14 protein-coding genes and 1 pseudogene are annotated in these 14,886 nt (G+C 72.2%); 11 read left to right on the top strand and 4 right to left on the bottom strand.

All coding sequences use genetic code 11. The annotated features are described in order from the left end of the window. Window positions 1-5 precede the first annotated feature (5 nt). Complete coding sequence (locus QSK20_RS17690; protein ID WP_285789679.1) at window positions 6-830, bottom strand: ABC transporter ATP-binding protein; 825 nt, start codon at window positions 828-830, stop codon at window positions 6-8. A 676-nt stretch (window positions 831-1,506) separates the two neighbouring features. On the opposite strand from QSK20_RS17690, the gene QSK20_RS17685 reads away from it, so the two are divergent. Beyond that, window positions 1,507-2,613, top strand: a complete 1,107-nt coding sequence (locus tag QSK20_RS17685; RefSeq protein ID WP_285789678.1) for a polyprenyl synthetase family protein — start codon at window positions 1,507-1,509, stop codon at window positions 2,611-2,613. A 92-nt stretch (window positions 2,614-2,705) separates the two neighbouring features. On the opposite strand, the gene QSK20_RS17680 is transcribed toward QSK20_RS17685, so the two are convergent. After that, entirely contained in the window at window positions 2,706-3,452 is a 747-nt protein-coding gene (locus tag QSK20_RS17680) for an SAM-dependent methyltransferase (RefSeq protein ID WP_285789677.1), read from the bottom strand. Between the two features lie 157 nt (window positions 3,453-3,609). Here QSK20_RS17680 and QSK20_RS17675 point away from each other — a divergent pair, with 157 nt between their 5' ends. The 8 genes from QSK20_RS17675 to mnhG all read left to right on the top strand — a co-directional run bounded on the left by QSK20_RS17675 (window position 3,610) and on the right by mnhG (window position 11,235). Next, window positions 3,610-4,044 carry an SRPBCC family protein gene (locus QSK20_RS17675; protein WP_285789676.1) on the top strand — a complete coding sequence of 145 codons (435 nt, stop codon included), beginning with the start codon at window positions 3,610-3,612 and terminating at the stop codon, window positions 4,042-4,044. A gap of 22 nt (window positions 4,045-4,066) precedes the next feature. After that, complete coding sequence (locus tag QSK20_RS17670; protein ID WP_088980926.1) at window positions 4,067-4,993, top strand: ion transporter; 927 nt, start codon at window positions 4,067-4,069, stop codon at window positions 4,991-4,993. A gap of 142 nt (window positions 4,994-5,135) precedes the next feature. Then, complete coding sequence (locus tag QSK20_RS17665) at window positions 5,136-7,973, top strand: Na+/H+ antiporter subunit A (RefSeq protein ID WP_285789675.1); 2,838 nt, start codon at window positions 5,136-5,138, stop codon at window positions 7,971-7,973. Next, a complete protein-coding gene (locus QSK20_RS17660) occupies window positions 7,970-8,431 on the top strand; it encodes a Na(+)/H(+) antiporter subunit C (protein WP_285789674.1) in 462 nt (153 codons plus the stop codon). Before QSK20_RS17665 ends, QSK20_RS17660 begins: the two co-directional genes overlap by 4 nt. After that, a complete protein-coding gene (locus tag QSK20_RS17655) occupies window positions 8,428-9,987 on the top strand; it encodes a Na+/H+ antiporter subunit D (protein ID WP_285789673.1) in 1,560 nt (519 codons plus the stop codon). The genes QSK20_RS17660 and QSK20_RS17655 overlap by 4 nt, the downstream gene beginning before the upstream one ends. Before the next feature lie 11 nt (window positions 9,988-9,998). Continuing rightward, the gene (locus QSK20_RS17650; protein WP_502888925.1) at window positions 9,999-10,604 is read left to right on the top strand and encodes a Na+/H+ antiporter subunit E; all 606 of its coding nucleotides are present in this window, start codon (window positions 9,999-10,001) and stop codon (window positions 10,602-10,604) included. Window positions 10,605-10,615: 11 nt separating this feature from the next. Next, window positions 10,616-10,879 (top strand): MrpF/PhaF family protein, encoded by a 264-nt coding sequence (locus tag QSK20_RS17645; protein ID WP_285789671.1) that lies wholly within the window; start codon window positions 10,616-10,618, stop codon window positions 10,877-10,879. Beyond that, window positions 10,876-11,235, top strand: coding sequence for a monovalent cation/H(+) antiporter subunit G (gene mnhG, locus QSK20_RS17640; RefSeq protein ID WP_088980920.1), 360 nt, complete (start codon window positions 10,876-10,878; stop codon window positions 11,233-11,235). The genes QSK20_RS17645 and mnhG overlap by 4 nt, the downstream gene beginning before the upstream one ends. A gap of 42 nt (window positions 11,236-11,277) precedes the next feature. Here mnhG and QSK20_RS17635 read toward each other — a convergent pair whose 3' ends face one another. After that, window positions 11,278-11,646, bottom strand: coding sequence for a YccF domain-containing protein (locus QSK20_RS17635; protein WP_285789703.1), 369 nt, complete (start codon window positions 11,644-11,646; stop codon window positions 11,278-11,280). 281 nt (window positions 11,647-11,927) lie between these two features. Here QSK20_RS17635 and QSK20_RS17630 point away from each other — a divergent pair, with 281 nt between their 5' ends. Beyond that, window positions 11,928-12,149, top strand: a complete 222-nt coding sequence (locus tag QSK20_RS17630) for a hypothetical protein (protein ID WP_285789670.1) — start codon at window positions 11,928-11,930, stop codon at window positions 12,147-12,149. 73 nt (window positions 12,150-12,222) lie between these two features. On the opposite strand, the gene yidD is transcribed toward QSK20_RS17630, so the two are convergent. Beyond that, window positions 12,223-12,600, bottom strand: a complete 378-nt coding sequence (gene yidD / locus QSK20_RS17625) for a membrane protein insertion efficiency factor YidD (RefSeq protein ID WP_285789669.1) — start codon at window positions 12,598-12,600, stop codon at window positions 12,223-12,225. Between the two features lie 255 nt (window positions 12,601-12,855). Between yidD and QSK20_RS17620 the strand changes: the two are divergent. After that, a pseudogene (locus QSK20_RS17620) lies at window positions 12,856-14,840 on the top strand (ATP-binding cassette domain-containing protein); the annotation flags it as partial. Window positions 14,841-14,886: the final 46 nt, after the last annotated feature.

Here is a 14,886-nt window from a genome sequence, read left to right as displayed (position 1 = left end):
GCGGGTCAGGCGAGGGACCGGGTCGAGTGCCGGCCGACGGGTCGGGTGCTGAGGAGCCCGTTGAGCGGGTCGACGGTCACCTCGATGCGGATGCCGTACGTCTCGGTGAGGGCCTCCTCGGTCAGGACGTCGACGGGAGAGCCGGTGGCCCGGACGCGTCCGGCGTGCAGGAGCACCACCTCGTCGGCGACGGCGGCGGCCTGGTTGAGGTCGTGCAGGACGACGCCGACGGCGACCCGGTCGTCGTCGGCGAGGTCGCGCATCAGGTCGAGGATCTCGACCTGGTAGCGCAGGTCGAGGAAGGTGGTCGGCTCGTCGAGCAGTAGGACGCCGGTGTCCTGGGCCAGACAGGTGGCCAGCCAGACCCGCTGCAACTCCCCGCCGGAGAGTTCGTCGACCGGCCGGTCCGCCATCGCGGTGACGCCGGTGGTCGCCATGGCCCGGTCGACCATGGCCGGACCGTCGGCATCGCCGGCCCGCCAGCGTCCCCGGTACGGGTGCCGGCCGTAACCGACCACGTCCCGGACGGTGACACCGCTGGGGGTGGGTCGGCTCTGGGCCAGCAGGGTGACCCGGCGGGCGAACTCCCGGGCGGTGAGTGCCCGGGCCGAGGTGCCGTCGGCGAGCTGCACCTCGCCGTGCTCCAGCGGGTGGAGCCGGGCCAGTCCGCGCAGCAGCGTCGACTTGCCGCTGCCGTTCGGCCCCACCAGGGCCGTCACCGCGCCGGGACGCAACGTGATGGCGGCGTCGTGCACCACGGTCGCCCCGTGGTAGCCCAGACGCAGATCCACGCCGCGCAGGCCCTCGACGTGACTGTCCCGACCACTCATGGCGGTTAGGTTAACCTAACCTTAGTTAGATCTGTCAAGGTTGGGTGATGGTCCGGTCTCCGCTGGTGGGCCGGGATCGCGGCCGGCCCGTTGGTGCGCCCATTCTTCCCGGTGCGTGACGGAGTGCCGGAGAAATGCGCCGGACCGGCCGGACCAATGCGCGGACGGGGGTCCGGTCGGGTCGCGGTCCGACGGCGACGATCCCGGCGGCGTCCGGCCGGTGAACCGCAGGTCAGGTCCATGCGGGAAGTGCGCGTACGCGTGCTGCGCCGTCGTCCCGTTGAACCGCCGGCGTGTCGGCCGGATCCTGCCTGAGCTGCGGAAAAGGCGAATGGTCGTGGCCTCGCCGAGTGGTCGGGCAGGGCGGGGAGAAATGCCCGTCAAGGGCCGCCGTCGAGTTCCCGTTCCGATACAATCCATCGAGCGCTGCCGAATTGTCGCGGGCCATTGTCCGAACCGGCCGCGCAGTGCGTGAACCGCCGCCTCCAGGAAGGGAACAGCACCCACGTATGTGGACGGTCGGATTTCGTGACAGTGGGACGGACGGAAATCGTCGATCCCGCGGTCCGGCTCACCGGTCGCCCGGTTCTGCCGGTGGCCGGCGGAGTCCGGTGACCCGCCCCGCCGGGACCGTGCGGTCACGGCCGACCGGCTGACGGCTGAGGGGAGAACACTCATGATCAACCCAGGTGGCGGGACCTCGACGGTGGCCGTCGGCCCGACGGCGGTGACCGCCGACCCCGGGACCGGGGCGCTCCGGCAGGAGGTCGACGCGGTACTCGCCGAGTTCCTCGGTGGACAACTCGACACCACCGGCGACGAGGACTGGCGACACGGGGTCGAACTGCTCCGGTCCTTCGTCCTGGGCGCGGCCGGCAAGCGGACCCGACCGACCTTCTGTCACCTGGGCTGGCGGGCCTGCGGCGGGGGCGGGCCCGGGGTGGTCCGGGTCGCCGCCGCCCTGGAGCTGTTCCACGCCTTCGCGCTGATCCACGACGACGTCATGGACGACAGTGACACCCGACGCGGCCGGCCGACCCTGCACGTCGACCTCGCCGACCGGCACCGGCGACGCGGCTGGCGCGGGGACGCCGAGCGGTTCGGCCGGAACATGGCGATCCTCTGGGGAGACCTCTGCCTGGTCTGGTCCGAGCAGCTGTTCTGCAGTGGTGGCAGCGCCGACCGGGTGGCCCGGGTACGAACGCTGTTCCAGCGGATGCGCGTCGAGGCGATGATGGGGCAGTACCTCGACGTCCGGGGCGAGGCCGCCGGTGCCGGACTGGACGACTGCCTGCGGATCCTGCGCTACAAGTGCGCCCGCTACACGGTGGAGCGTCCGCTCCAGATCGGGGCCGCGTGGGCCGGCGCGAACCGCGCCGAGCTGGCCACCTTCTCCCGGATCGGCATCCCGCTCGGCGAGGCGTTCCAGCTCCGCGACGACGTGCTCGGCGTCTTCGGCGACGACACGTTCACCGGCAAGTCCACCCTGACCGACCTGCGCGACGGCAAGGCGACCGTGCTGATGGCGCTCACCCGGCAGGCCGCCAAAGACGCGCAGGCCGCCCAGCTCGACCGGTGGCACGGTGATCCCCACCTCGACCGGGCCGGCGCGGACGTCCTCCGGGAGATCATCGTCGACACCGGCGGCCTGCGCCGGGTGGAGGAGATGATCGCCGCCCGGACCGAGGAGGCCGTGGCCGCGCTCCACGAGGCGTCGATCGTGGACGACGCGCGGACCGAGCTGGTCGGGCTGGCGCGTCGGCTCTCGGTCCGGAGTCGCTGACGACCCACCGGGGACCGCTCACCCGACCGGGGCCCGCGAGCTGGGCAAGCCGTCCGGCAACGTGCCCGTCACCCCGCCGGCCCGCCGGCCGGTCAGCGGCGGCGCAGCGCGAAGACCCCCCAGCCCAGGTACTCCCGGACGTACCGCACGTGACGGACCGGGTCCTCGGTCAGCTCGACGCGGAACTGCGGGGCGAGGTCGTCGTCCGGGTTGTCGTCCAGCCATCGGCTCAGGTTGAGCCAGTGCGCCGCCGCGTACCGGTCCCAACTGTCCTGGTCGGCGAGGACCATCTCGACCAGGTCGAAGCCGCACCGCCCGAACAGCTCGACCAGACCCGGCAGGTCGTGGAAGTCCTCCGGGGAGGTGGCGTAGCAGCCCTGGACGGTTGCTTCGTCCGGGGGCGTCCGCCGCCAGTAGGGCTCGCCGACCAGCAGCATCCCGCCGGGGCGCAGGGCACGTTCCAGGATCTCCAGCGTGCCGGGGACACCCCCGCCGATCCAGGTGGCACCGACGCAGGCGGCCACGTCGACAGGTTCCGCGGGTACGTACGCGGCGGCGTCGCCGTGCACGAAGCGGACCCGGTCGGCCACCCCCAGTTCGGCGGCCCGCTCCCGGGCGGCGGCGGTGAAGGCGGTGCTGATGTCGACGCCGGTGCCGGAGATCCCGTGCTCCCGGGCCCAGGTGCAGAGCAGCTCACCCTTGCCGCAGCACAGGTCCACCAGGGACATCCCGGGACGCAGGCGGATCGCCTGTCCGAGGGTGGCCAGTTTTCCGGCGTCGAACGGGTTGAGGATGCGCAGGTCGCCCTCACGGACGACGTGACTGCGGTCGAGATCCAACGAGCGTCTCCTCAGCTCCGGCGCGGTGGCGGGCGGTCTCCCGTGCGCAGGGTAGGCACGGGTGCGGCGCCTGCCAATCCGAATTCCCGCCCCGGTGACCTGCGCCGGAGCGAGCACCGTTCATGATTGACCCGGACGGGGAGGAGGTGGGAACACGTTGGGCATCGCGTACCACCGGAAGGTGGAGATCGCCGCGCCGGCCGGGGAGGTCGCCCGGGTGCTGCGGGACGTGGCGGGCTGGCCGCGCTGGAACGCGTCCGTCGCCCGGCTCGACCGGCCGGCGTCCGGGGCGCTCACGGTCGGCGAGACCGTCCGGCTCAAGCAGCACCGTCTGCCGGAGAACACCTGGACGGTCACCCGGGTCGACGGGGCCGGCTTCGCCTGGACGGCCACCAGCCCCGGGGTCCGCACCACCGGCGACCACCAGGTGCGTCCGATGAGTCCGGGACGGTCCGAGGCCACCCTCACGCTGCGGTTGGACGGACCGTTCGCCCGGCTCACCGCCCTTCTCGGCGGTCGGCTGATCCGCCGTTACGTCGACATGGAAGCCGACGGGTTGCGCCGGGAGGCCGAGCGGGACAGCGCCCGGTGAACGCCACGGTGGCTGCGGCCCGGTGAGCGGCGTCACCACCCGGGCCGACGGTCGGTCCCGCCTGGCCGACCGCTGCGGTCGGATCGCCCGGTCCCGCCCGTTCGAGATCGCCATCGTCGTCGTGATCATCGCCAACGGGGTGGTGCTCGGCGTCGAGACGTACCCGCACCTGGGGGTGGCCGGGCCGATCCTGCACGGCCTGGAGTGGTGCTTCCGGATCGCCTTCGTCGCCGAGATCGTCATCCGGCTGCTCGCCTACGGCCGCCGCCCGCAGGACTTCTTCCGGCACGGCTGGAACGTCTTCGACTTCGTGGTGATCTCGGCGATCTTCCTGCCCGGCCTGCACGGCGACTCCGCGCTGCTGCGGGTGGTGCGGGTCGCCCGGATGGTCCGGCTGGTGCGCTTCTCCCCGGGTCTGCGCACGATCGTCGCCGCGCTGTGGCGCAGCCTGCCGGGGGTCGGCGGCTTCCTCGCGCTGGCCGTGGTGACCCTCTACGTCTACGGCATGGCCGGCTGGCTGATCTTCGCCGACGCCTACCCCGAGCAGTACGGGGACATCGGTCGTTCGCTGCTGACCCTGTTCGTGCTGCTCTCCCTGGAGACGCTGCCGGACCTGATCGAGCAGGGCATGGCCCTCTCCCCGTGGACCCTGCTCTACTACGTCAGCTACGTGCTGATCACGGTTAACCTGCTGCTCAACATCCTGATCGCGGTCATCGTGAACTCGATGGAGGAGGCCCGCCGGCTGGAGATGACCGAGCGGCTCGCCCCGGACTACGACGAGGACGGCGACGGCGTGCCGGACGAGGTGGACCGGATCGCCATCAGCCAACGGCTGGACGACCTCCGCGCGGTCGTGGCCGAACTCGAACGGGAACTGCGGATCGACCGTGACGACCCGCACACCCGGGTGCCGCACCGGCACCCGGACCGCCCGGAAGGGCACTGACGGCCCGGCGGGTCCGGCGGGTCCGCTGGTCAGGGCAGGTCGCCCGGCGTAGTTGATCGATGACTTGGCCCACGACCCGTGTTGATTTCCCGTCTTCCTGGATAGTGTTGTGGGAAAGCCGGGTGGATCTTGGGGAGGTTGTGTGCTGGTACTGGTGGCGGTCCATGCCCTCGCTGCTGTGATCGCCCCGGCGCTGGTACGCACCTGGGGGCGGCGGGCACTCTACCTCGTGGCGGCCGTGCCGGCCGCGACCCTGGCCTGGGCACTCGCCCACACCGGTCAGGTCCGCTCCGGCACCCCCGTGGTGGAGACCTTCCCCTGGGTGCCGGGGCTGGGACTCGAGATCGCCCTCCGGATGGGCACGCTGGGCTGGTTGCTGGTCGTCCTCGTCGGCGGGGTCGGCGCGGTGGTGCTGGCGTACAGCGCGCACTACTTCAGCTCCGACGACCCCGGACTGGGCCGGTTCGCGGCGGTCTTCGTCGCCTTCGCCGGGGCGATGCTCGGGCTGGTGGTCTCCGACGACCTGCTGCTGCTCTACGTCTTCTGGGAGTTGACCACCGTCTTCTCCTACCTGCTCATCGGGTACGACCCGGCGAAGCGGGCCAGCCGTCGGGCGGCCATGCAGGCCCTGCTGGTCACCACGCTGGGCGGTCTGGCCATGCTCGCCGGGTTCATCATGCTCGGCCAGCACGCCGGCACCTACCGCTGGTCGGAGATCGCCGGGAACCTCCCCGACGGCGGCTACCTGGCCGTGGCGCTGCTGCTGGTGCTGCTCGGCGCGATGAGCAAGTCGGCGATCTTCCCGTTCAACTTCTGGCTGCCCAACGCGATGGCGGCCCCCACCCCGGTCAGCGCCTACCTGCACGCCGCGGCCATGGTCAAGGCCGGCGTGTTCCTGGTCGCCCTGATGGGCCCGGCGGTCGCCGACATCGCCCCGTGGCGGCCGGTGCTGCTCGTCACCGGTCTGGTCACCCTCTTCCTCGGCGCCTGGGCCGCGCTGCGCCAGGTCGACCTCAAACTGCTCCTGGCGTACGGCACGGTCAGCCAGCTCGGCCTGCTGATGGTGGTGCTCGGGGCGGGCACCCGGGACACCGCGCTGGCCGGCGTGGCGATGGTGCTGGCCCACGCGCTGTTCAAGGCCACCCTGTTCCTCTCGGTCGGCATCATCGACCACGCCACCGGCACCCGTGACCTGCGCGAACTCAGCGGGCTCGGTCGGCGCTCCCCGGCGCTGGCGGTGGTCGCCACGCTCGCCGCCGCGTCCATGGCCGGCCTGCCGCCACTGGCCGGGTTCGTCGCCAAGGAAGCCGCCTACGAGGCGTTCCTGCACGGAGGCGTCGCCGACCGGGTGGTGCTGGCCGGGGTCGTGCTCGGCTCGGCGCTGACCGTGGCGTACACGCTGCGTTTCCTCTGGGGCGCCTTCGCCGGCAAGCCCGGAGTAGCGGCGACCGAGACGACACACCCGGTGGGCTGGCCGTTCCTGGCGGGACCGGCCCTGCTCGCCGCCGCCGGGCTGGTCGTCGGCGTGTCCGCGCCGGTCGTCGACCGGCTGCTCGCCCCGTACGCCGACCTCTACCCGACCACCGGAACTCCGTACCATCTGGCGCTCTGGCACGGGCCGACGCTCGCGCTCGGGCTCTCGGTGGCGGCCGTCGCGGCCGGTGCCGGACTGTTCCTGCTGGTCCACCGCGGGCGGCTGCGCACCGGCGCGCGGCTGCCGTTCGACGGCGCCGCCGCCTACCAGAAGGTGGTCAACGGGGTGGACCGGCTGGCGGTCGAGCTGACCGGCGCCACCCAGCGTGGTTCGCTCCCGTTCTACCTCGGCGTCATCCTGCTCGTGCTGGTCGTCCTGCCCGGCGCCGCGCTGCTGGCCGGCAGCCCGTGGTCCGGTTCGTTCCGGGCCTGGGACACCCCGCTCCAGGCGGTGGCCGCCGCCGTGGTGATCGTCGCCGCGATCGCCGCCGCCCGGGCGCTGCGCCGGCTGACCGCGATGATCCTGGTCGGGGTCGCCGGCTACGGCACCGCGGTGCTCTTCGTGCTGCACGGCGCGCCCGACCTGGCGTTGACCCAGTTCCTCGTGGAGACCGTCACGATCGTGATGTTCGTGCTGGTCCTGCGTCGGCTGCCGGAGAAGTTCTCGGAACGGCCGATCCGGTCCAGCCGGCGCGGCCGGATCGGGCTCGGCATCGCCGTCGGCGCGGTCACCGCCGGCATGGCGTACGTCGCCGCGTCCGGCCGGCAGGCCGTCCCGATCTCGGTCGACTTCCCGGACGAGGCGGTCTCCTACGGCGGCGGCAAGAACGTGGTCAACGTGACCCTGGTCGACATCCGGGCCTGGGACACCATGGGCGAGATCGCCGTCCTGGTGGTGGCCGCCACCGGCGTGGCCAGCCTGATCTTCAGGCGCTCCCGCGACCTGGACAAGCGCAGCGGCATTCCGGGGGCGACGACCAACACGGCGTCCCGACCGCGCTGGCTGACCACCGGCGCGACCACCCGTCGCCAGTCGGTGATCCTCCAGGTGGTCACCCGGCTGCTCTTCCACGCCATCGCGGTCTTCTCCATCTACCTGCTCTTCTCCGGTCACAACGCCCCCGGCGGCGGGTTCGCCGCCGGCCTGGTCGCCGGTCTCGCCCTGACCGTGCGGTACCTGGCCGGCGGACGCACCGAGCTGAACAGCGCCGCACCGGTCGACGCGGGCAAGCTGCTCGGCGCGGGGCTGTTCGTGGCGGTCGGCACCGGCGTGGCCGCGATCCCGTTCGGCGGGGAGTTCCTCCAGAGCGCCCTGCTCGACTTCTACCTGCCGGTCGTGGGCCACCTGCACTTCGTCACGTCGGTCTTCTTCGACGTCGGCGTGTACCTGATCGTGGTCGGGCTGGTGCTGGACATCCTGCGCAGCCTCGGCGCGGAGATGGACCGGCAGCACGAGACCGAACGGAGCGACGTACCGGCCGAGGTGCGCGACAAGGAGCTGGTGTGACCCCGAACCTCACCTACGTCCTCGTGGTCGGCGTGCTCTTCGCCGCCGGGGTGACCCTGCTGCTGGAGCGCAGCCTCACCCGGGTGCTGATGGGCGTCATCCTGCTCGGCAACGGCGCCAACCTGCTCCTGCTCACCGGGGGCCGGGCCGGCGGGCCACCGATCGTCGGCACCACTCCCGAGGAGGAGATGAGTGATCCGCTGCCCCAGGCGATGGTGCTCACCGCCATCGTCATCACCCTCGGCATGACCGCGTTCCTGCTCGCGCTCTCCTACCGGAGCTGGCACCTCAACGGCCACGACGAGGTGCAGGACGACGTGGAGGACCGCCGGATCATGGACCTGGCCGAGCGGGACGAGGGGCCGGGCACCGCCGACGAGCAGACCGCCGGTGAACCGGCCGAGGACGACGATCCGGTGCCCACCCCCACCGGCGCGGACGCGGGGAGGGCCGGATGAACCACCTCGTCCCGATGCCGGTGGTGATGCCGCTGCTCGGCGCGGCGCTCACCCTCATGCTGGCCGGCCGGCCCCGCGCCCAGCGCTGGGTCAGCCTCACCGTGCTCACCGCCACCGTGGTGGTCTCCGCGCTGCTGCTGGTCGTCTCCACCGTCGACGGCCCGCTCGTCGTCGAGGTGGGCGGCTGGGTGGCGCCGCTCGGCATCGTGCTGGTCGCCGACCAGCTCGCCGCGCTGATGCTCGTCGTCTCCGCCTCGGTCACCCTCTGCGTGCTGGTGTACTCCATCGGGCAGGGTATGGCCGACGGCGACGAGGAGACGCCGCTGTCGGTCTACCACCCCACGTACCTGGTGCTCACCGCCGGCGTGTGCAACGCGTTCCTCTCCGGCGACCTGTTCAACCTCTACGTCGGGTTCGAGATCCTGCTGGTCGCCAGCTACGTGCTGCTGACCCTGGGCAGCACCGAGACCCGGATCCGGGCCGGCACCACGTACGTCGTGGTCAGTCTCCTGTCGTCGATGATCTTCCTGGTGGCGATCGGGCTGGTCTACTCGGCGACCGGCACGCTCAACCTCGCCCAACTGGTGGAACGGCTCGACGCCCTCCCCGACGACCTGCGTCTGGTCCTCCAGGGCATGCTGCTGCTCGCCTTCGGCATCAAGGCCGCCGTCTTCCCGCTGTCGGCGTGGCTGCCGGACAGCTACCCGACCGCGCCCGCCCCGGTCACCGCGGTCTTCGCCGGCCTGCTCACCAAGGTCGGCGTGTACGCCACCATCCGTACCGAGACGCTGCTCTTTCCCGGTGGCCGGACCGCCGACCTGCTGCTCTGGGTGGCCGGGCTGACCATGCTGGTCGGCATCCTCGGCGCGGTCGCCCAGTCCGACATCAAACGACTGCTCTCCTTCACGTTGATCAGCCACATCGGCTACATGCTGTTCGGGGTGGGGTTGACCACCTCGCTCGGCCTGGCCGCCGCGATCTTCTACGTGGTGCACCACATCACCATCCAGACGACCCTGTTCCTCGCCGCCGGCCTGGTCGAGCGGCGGGGCGGCAGCACGGCCCTGGACCGCCTCGGCGGCCTGGCCCGGCTCTCCCCGCTGCTCGCGGTGCTCTTCTTCGTACCCGCGCTCAATCTCGCCGGCATCCCACCCTTCTCCGGGTTCCTCGGCAAGCTCGGCCTCGTGCAGGCCGGGGTCGACGACGGCGGGCCGCTGGCCTGGGGCCTGGTCGCCGCCGGCCTGGTCACCAGCCTGCTCACCCTCTACGCGATCGCCCGGGTGTGGAACCTGGCCTTCTGGCGGGCACCGCATGCGGACATGCCGACGGCGACCGGCCGCGACGACGCGGACCAGCCGTACGAGGATCCGGCCGCCGGGCAGTCGGGCGTCATGCTGCCCAAGCTGATGATCGGGTCGACCGCCGCCCTGGTGGTGTTCGGGCTGGCCCTGACCGTGGTCGCCGGGCCGCTCTTCGACATCAGCACCGACGCCGCCGACGACCTGCTGCAACGTACGCCGTACGTGGAGGCCGTCTACCCGGAGGGGACGCCGTGAGTGCCGATCCGATGACGCCGGGCCAGCCGATCGAGCCGACGAACCCGCCACTGACCCGCCGCGACCGGCGGCGCAACCTGGTGATCGCGGTGACCGGGCTGGTCGCCGTCTGGGTGCTGCTCTGGGGCACCTTCACCTGGGCCAACCTGATCAGCGGGCTGCTCGTCGCCGCCGTGCTGCTGGCCGTCTTCCCGTTGCCACCGGTGACCTTCGCCGGGCGGCTGCACCCGCTGGGGCTGCTCCGCTTCGGGATCCGCTTCCTCTACGACCTGGTGGTGGCCAGCGCCCAGATCGCCTGGCTGGCCGTCCGGTTCGGGCACGAACCGCGCAGCGCGATCATCGCCGTGCCGCTGCGGGTCAACACCGACCTGAACCTCACCCTCACCGCCGAGGCCCTGTCGCTGGTGCCGGGCAGCCTCATCCTGGAGGTCGACCGGGCCACCGGCACCCTCTACATCCACGTGCTCGGCGTCCGCACCATCGAGGAGGTCGAGCAGTTCCGGCGTGAGGTCCTGGAGCTGGAGGAGCGGATCATCGCCGCCGTCGGCTCCGAGGACGAACAGCGCCTCATGATCGAAGCCACCCACACCGGCACGTCGCCGCCGGCCGACCTGTAAGGGGCACCGAGATGACCGCCGTAGCCGTGACCGTCACCGCTCTGCTCGCCCTGGCCGGCGCGCTTACCCTGACCCGGATCATCCGGGGACCGTCCATCCTCGACCGGGCCGTCGCCACCGACGTGCTGCTGGCCGTCGTCGTCGCCGCCATCGCCACCGAGGCGGCGTACAGTCGGGACGCCACCGCTCTGCCCGTGCTGGTGGTGCTCGCCATCCTCGGTTTCGTCAGCTCGGTCAGCGTCGCCCGCTTCGCCGCGCGGAAGAGCCCGAAGTGAGCCTCGACGCCGTCCTCGACGCCATCGCCGCGGTCTGCCTGATCGCCGGGGCGTTGCTCAGTCTCGCCGCCGGGGTGGCCCTGGTCCGTTTCCCCGACCTGCTCTCCCGGATGCACGCCGCCGCCAAGCCCCAGGTTCTCGGCCTGCTACTGGTCCTGCTCGGCTGCGCGCTGCGGCTGCGTACCGGGGTGGACATCACCACCCTCGTCCTGGTCGGGGTGTTCCAACTGGCCAGCGCGCCGGTGGCCGCGCACATGGTCGGGCGGGCCGCGTACCCGCACGACCAGATCCGGACCGACCTGCTGATCACCGACGAACTCGCGGCGCACCTGGACCGGATCAGCGAACGTTCCTGACCCACGCGACCGGGGTGGCCGTGCCGCCCCTGGCCGTGCCGGTCAGGGGGTGTCGACGACCTGCCGTCCGAGCGGCCAGAGCGCGGCCGGGACGAGCTTGAAGTTCGCCAGGCCGAACGGGATGCCGACGATGGTGACGCACTGGGCCACGCCGGCGACGACGTGCGCCAGGGCGAGCCACCAGCCGGCGACCAGCAGCCAGACGACGTTGGCGAAACCGGAGGGCAGGCCGGCGTCCGGCTTGTCGACCAGGGTGCGCCCGAACGGCCAGAGCGAGTACGCGGCCAACCGCAGCGAGGCGACCCCGAACGGGATCGTCACGACGAGTGCGAAGCAGACGAGCGCCGCGATTCCGTAGCCGATTCCCAGCACGATTCCGCTGCCGAAGACGAGCCAGAGCAGGTTCAACAGAAATCAAATCACCGTTCCATCATGACCGGCCGCCGCCACCCTCCCCGCCGATGTGGCCGGCAGCGGGGTCAGTCGGACGGGAAAGGCGTTTCCCCGCATCTCGTACCGCCGATTCTGTCAGCGATTTCCCAGGTTGCGTTGCTAACGTGCCGGCACGACGAGGTCCACACAGGACCACGCGGTGATCCATTGTGTCGCGATCACCGCGTGGTCATTTCTGTGTCGTTCGTCGCGGTCCAGAATCGTTTCCGGCCACCGGCCGGGATCTCGAAGGAGAATGCATGCCCGTCACCGCCGACCTCACCGCACTGGTCGACAAGGCGTACCAGGACAAGACCCTCACCGAGCTGGTCGACGCCCCGGTGTCCGCCCTCGCCGGGGTCAGCTCCGGCGACGCCAAGCTGCTGAAGGAGGCCTTCGGCATCGTCACCGTCGGCGACCTCGGGCGGAACCCGTACTTCCGTACCGCCAGCGCCCTGGTCGCGCTGCACACCGAGAAGTAGTACCGAAGCGTCCGGTGGCCGTGGAGTCGGGTCCTCCCGGCCACCGGGCTCCGCCCCGACGGGGTGTCCCCGGTCAGCGCACCGGGTCGTGGGTGCCGCGCGGCACCGAAGGGCGGCAGCGCCGGACACGTCCGGCGGCCATCCGTCCGCCCACTGCCAGTCCGTGCCGCTCCACCGCGGTCAGGCCGTACGCCCCGCAGGTCGGGCTGAACCGGCACCGGCCGGGCCAGTACGGCGACAGCCAGCGCCGGTAACCGCGGATCGCCGCCACCCCCGCCCGGTCCAGCCCCGGTGCCCCGGTCCGGCTCGCCACGGCCGAGCCGAGCAGCAGCATCGTGGAGAAGAGCCCGAGGTCGCAACAGTCGCAGCAGCCGTCCGGGTTCCGGGACCGGTTCATCTTCTGCTGCTGTCTGTAGTTTTCCCGGGCCTGCTCCCGGATGCGCCTGAACATGGAGTCATCCTCGCAGGTCGGTGCCGCCCGGCCATCCGGCGAGAACGGGTGGGGTTGACCACTTCCCCAAGCCGGTGTCGATGGCGTTAAGTGGTGGGGTCGGCACCGTCGGCGACGGGCTGGTCGCGGTGGTGGCCGTCCGGCGTGCCGGTGGCCGCGCCCGCCGGGAACGGTCGTGCCGATGGCCGCACGCCCGCCGGGAACGGTTGCGCGTGGTCGACGCCCGTCCCGTCACCCTGCGAGGAGCGCCCGTGACCGGAACCGCCGTCGGACCCGCCCGCCCCACCGAAGGGGACGACCCCGGACGACTCGGCCGGGCGTCCGCGGAGACGGTCCTGCCCGAGCTGCGGACGATGTGGTGGGAGACCGGCGTGCGGGCGCGGGCCGAGGCGGGCCTCTTCGCCGTGTTCGCCGAACTGCCCCGGCTGGTCGCCGAGGCGGTCCGGGTCGCCTGGCGGGCCGACCGGTTCCGCACCTCCGTGGTGGCTGTCGCGACGGTCGGCGGTGGGGTGATGTCGGCGTTCGGGCTGCTCGCCACCCAGCGGGTGCTGGTGGAACTGTTCGCCGGTGGCCCGACCGCCGACCGGGTGGTGGGCGCGCTGCCCGCCCTGCTGGCCCTGGCGGGAGTCACGGCGATCCGGGCCGGCACCGGCATCGCCACCGGGTACGCCCAGAACGGCCTCACCCCGAGGGTGAGCCGGGACGTGGAGCGCCGGCTGTTCGAGGTGACCACAGCGGTCCGGCTGGATGCGTTCGACGCCGACGCGTTCGCCGACGAGATGGAACGCGCGTCCCGGGGCAGCGACTCGGTGATCTCCCTGGTGCAGGCGTCGATGAACCTGCTCGCCGGGCTCGCCGGGCTGCTCGCGGTGGCCGTCGCCGTGGTCGTGATCCACCCGTTGCTGCTGGTGGCGCTGCTGGTCGCGACGGTGCCCAAGGCCTTCGCGGCGCTGCGCGCCGGGCACCTGCGCTACCAGACCTACACCGCCGGGTCGGTCCGGCGTCGCCGGCAGTGGCTGCTGCACCGGCTGATGGCCGAACGGGTCTCCGCCCCGGAGCTGCGCTCGTACGGGCTGCGCCGCTTCCTGCTCGACCAGTACGACCGGGTGATGGGCGTGGAGACCGACATCCAGCTCGCCCTGGCCCGGCGGGTCACCACGACCACCACCGTCGGCGCGGTGGTCGGCGGCGTCGCCACCGGCGTCGTCTACGCCCTGCTCGGGTTCCTGCTGGTCGAGGGGCAGATCCCGCTCGCGGCGGCGGCCACCTGTGTGGTGGCGGTGCAGTCCGCGCAGCGGTCCCTCAGCACGGTCACCTTCCAGGTCGACCAGGTCTACACCGACGGGCAGCACGTCAGCGACTACACCGGTTTCCTGACCCGGGCCGCCGCCTACCTGCCCGACCGGACCGGCGACGGGGCGGCCCCGCCGCCACTGCGCGAGATCGCGGTGCGGAACGTCAGCCTGTGCTACCCCGACCGGGAGACCCCCGCAGTCGCCGACGTCACGCTCACCGTCCGGGCGGGGGAGACAGTGGCGTTCGTGGGGGAGAACGGCTCCGGCAAGTCCACCCTGGCCGCGATGATCGCGATGCTGCGTACCCCCAGCGCGGGTGTGATCGAGTGGAACGGACGGCCGCTCGCGGAGTGGGACGCCGGCCGGCTCGGGGCCCGGATCGCGGTGGTCACGCAGGAGTACCACAAGTGGCCGTTCACGGCCGCGACGAACATCGCCATCGGCGACGTGGACACCGAGGCCCGGCAGGACCGGATCGAGGCCGCCGCCGCCCGCGCGGTCGCCGACGAGATGATCCGCGACCTGCCGTACGGCTACGAGACGCTGCTCGACCGGACCTTCGCCCAGGGGCAGGACCTCTCCGGCGGGCAGTGGCAGCGGATCACCGCCGCCCGGGGCTTCCTCCGCGACGCCGAGTTGCTGATCATGGACGAGCCCTCCTCCGCGCTCGACCCCCGGGCCGAGGACGCCCTCTTCCAGGCGATCCGGGACCGGCAGGGCCGGGCCACCACCATCCTGATCACCCACCGGCTGGCCAACGTCCGGCACGCCGACCGGATCTTCGTCCTGCACCAGGGCCGGCTCGTCGAGGCCGGCAGCCACGACGAGCTGACCGTGGCCGGTGGCCGGTACGCCGAACTCTTCGCCCTCCAGGCCGCCGGCTACGACCCGGAGGCCGGGACGGGGCACGCGGTCCCACCACCGCGCGGGGCGACCGCGTCCTGACGACCGCACCGGGCCACCACGTCCCGACCGCCGCCCGGCGCGGGCT

The sequence above is a fragment of the Micromonospora sp. NBRC 101691 genome (assembly GCF_030269285.1).
Taxonomy (GTDB): domain Bacteria; phylum Actinomycetota; class Actinomycetes; order Mycobacteriales; family Micromonosporaceae; genus Micromonospora; species Micromonospora echinospora.
The sequence above is the reverse complement of the archived record's forward strand: the minus strand, read 5'-3'. Positions and strand labels throughout refer to the sequence as shown.

Bases quoted from the DNA above. Each gene is read 5' to 3' on its own strand.
- QSK20_RS17685 (WP_285789678.1), top strand. From the start codon at position 1,507: ATGATCAACCCAGGTGGCGGGACCTCGACGGTGGCCGTCGGCCCGACG.
- QSK20_RS17655 (WP_285789673.1), top strand. From the start codon at position 8,428: ATGAACCACCTCGTCCCGATGCCGGTGGTGATGCCGCTGCTCGGCGCG.
- yidD (WP_285789669.1), bottom strand. From the start codon at position 12,600: ATGTTCAGGCGCATCCGGGAGCAGGCCCGGGAAAACTACAGACAGCAG.
- QSK20_RS17645 (WP_285789671.1), top strand. From the start codon at position 10,616: ATGACCGCCGTAGCCGTGACCGTCACCGCTCTGCTCGCCCTGGCCGGC.
- QSK20_RS17650 (WP_502888925.1), top strand. From the start codon at position 9,999: ATGACGCCGGGCCAGCCGATCGAGCCGACGAACCCGCCACTGACCCGC.
- QSK20_RS17690 (WP_285789679.1), bottom strand. From the start codon at position 830: ATGAGTGGTCGGGACAGTCACGTCGAGGGCCTGCGCGGCGTGGATCTG.
- QSK20_RS17630 (WP_285789670.1), top strand. From the start codon at position 11,928: ATGCCCGTCACCGCCGACCTCACCGCACTGGTCGACAAGGCGTACCAG.